Origin of the sequence: Pseudomonas sp. NPDC089407 (assembly GCF_044900445.1) — a bacterium.
Classification (GTDB): domain Bacteria; phylum Pseudomonadota; class Gammaproteobacteria; order Pseudomonadales; family Pseudomonadaceae; genus Aquipseudomonas.
Map to the genome: position 1 here is coordinate 1 of NZ_JBJDNB010000075.1, position 1,749 is coordinate 1,749.

The 1,749-nt window shown below is 49.1% G+C and carries 2 pseudogenes; both read left to right on the forward strand.

From position 1 onward, the window contains the following. Positions 1 to 693: pseudogene (locus ACI2KG_RS29025) on the forward strand (hypothetical protein); the annotation flags it as partial. A 607-nt stretch (positions 694 to 1,300) separates the two neighbouring features. Continuing rightward, a pseudogene (locus ACI2KG_RS29030) lies at positions 1,301 to 1,749 on the forward strand (hypothetical protein); the annotation flags it as partial.

The following is a 1,749-nucleotide window of genomic DNA, read 5'->3' on the forward strand; positions in this document are numbered from 1 at the left end:
TTGACCACCACTGCGCGCGTGAAACCCAACTTCCTCGGGTTGCTTACCACGGGGGTTGGTGGTGGCCTGAACGCGGGGATGCTGTGGTTCAACGTAATTTCGCTCAAGGCGGCTTACAACAGCCTGCAGCAGAGCGATGCTCTGGAATACACCGCAGGCTTCGCTGCGTCGGTCTTCGGCGTGATGGGTGCAGCGGCGGCCACATTAGTCAGCGTACGGGCAGTACAGAAGGCCGTAGTGTTGAAATTAAGTGCTACGGCGCCGGGAATGGGCTTTAGTAACGGAATTGTAAAGTTGTTAGGTAGTCCTCTGTTCGCAAGAGCATCAGGATATCCGGCGATAATTGCGGGTCTTGTATCGGAGTTATCCAAGGGGAGGCGTCAACTAAAAAACGGCGATTCGACTTCCGGCTTATATAATATAACTGGCGGCGTGACAACTGCCATAGGTTCCGCCCTTATGCTAGAGGGAAGCCTAGCCATTACTGGCCCAACATTCCTGATACCCTTTGCAGGTTGGGCTGCGGCAGGAATCGTGTTGACGGGGGCCGTACTAATATTCGCAGGGCTATATCTCTATTCTAGAGCACATGAGCGCTTGCATAGCCCGATAGAGCTATGGGCAAGCAGGTGTATTTTTGGAACTGGAGAGAACGATGGAGAAATCCGACCAGGATTGACTCTGGACTTTTAAAAAAAGCTTCCTCGCTTTGCCAGCATTATTGAAGAGCTGGAGTCATGGCAAGCTGAGACATATGCTCCAATAGCGCTTTCACTGGAGCAGTCGAAGCAACTCAGCCTCGGAACTCTTGAAACAAGACTTAGCACTAACAGCCAGTGGCCAACGCCGGACTGGGCAACAATTATACATAGCCAAGTATCCGAGGACGTCCCTACGATAGAGTTCACCATACTACTGCCCAACTTTATGGTCGGGCACAGCCAATGGTCTGGCACATTAAAAGTCGAAGATACCGACGGAAACTCAACAACACTCACGACCCTACCTCACTGCTATATCACTCCCGCCGGCGTCGTACTGCACTATAAGACTCACAGAAAAAAAGCCAGAACCGCTAATCTATCAATCAACTACCATCTGAATCACTGCTTGGCTGATTCTACCGGATCCAGCGCTGACTTCTTTATCGAGAGATAACCCTATGGCAACCACATGGCTATTCAACCCCCGAACAAAGATAGAAATAGATCCAAAAATCTCAGGACAATTGGTCAGCACATCCTCTTTCCTTTTACGCTTGCGAAATCCCTGGGTTACTGACTCAGTATTCATGGGCAAGATGTACACTGCCGCGTGTATAGCCATAGCTATATTTGCCTACCCACCCCTCCTTCTAGATAATTCGATGAATTATGAACTTGATGGTGCTTACGCATTTCTTGCTATAGAGATTATTTTGCCGTTTATTTTTACACCTTTTTTAGCCTATAGAATATTCTATATAAGAAACCTTTCAGACATTTACCTGAACAGGATAACTAAAAAAATCTATTATAAACGAGTAGGAAAGGTCTTTACCTTTGACTGGTACAACATCAGAGGCGGATTGTTCAAACGCAGAGAATTCGGAGGTTCGTCCTTCAGCACCAGCTACGCCCTAGCCTTCGCCCCGCGCCGGGAGGACGGCAGCCTTCACCAAAAAGACTGCCTATGGGTCGACAGCAATGAACCCACCGATTCCGACACCCGACACGTCGCCGAAGTCTGGGAATACCTCCGCCACTTCAT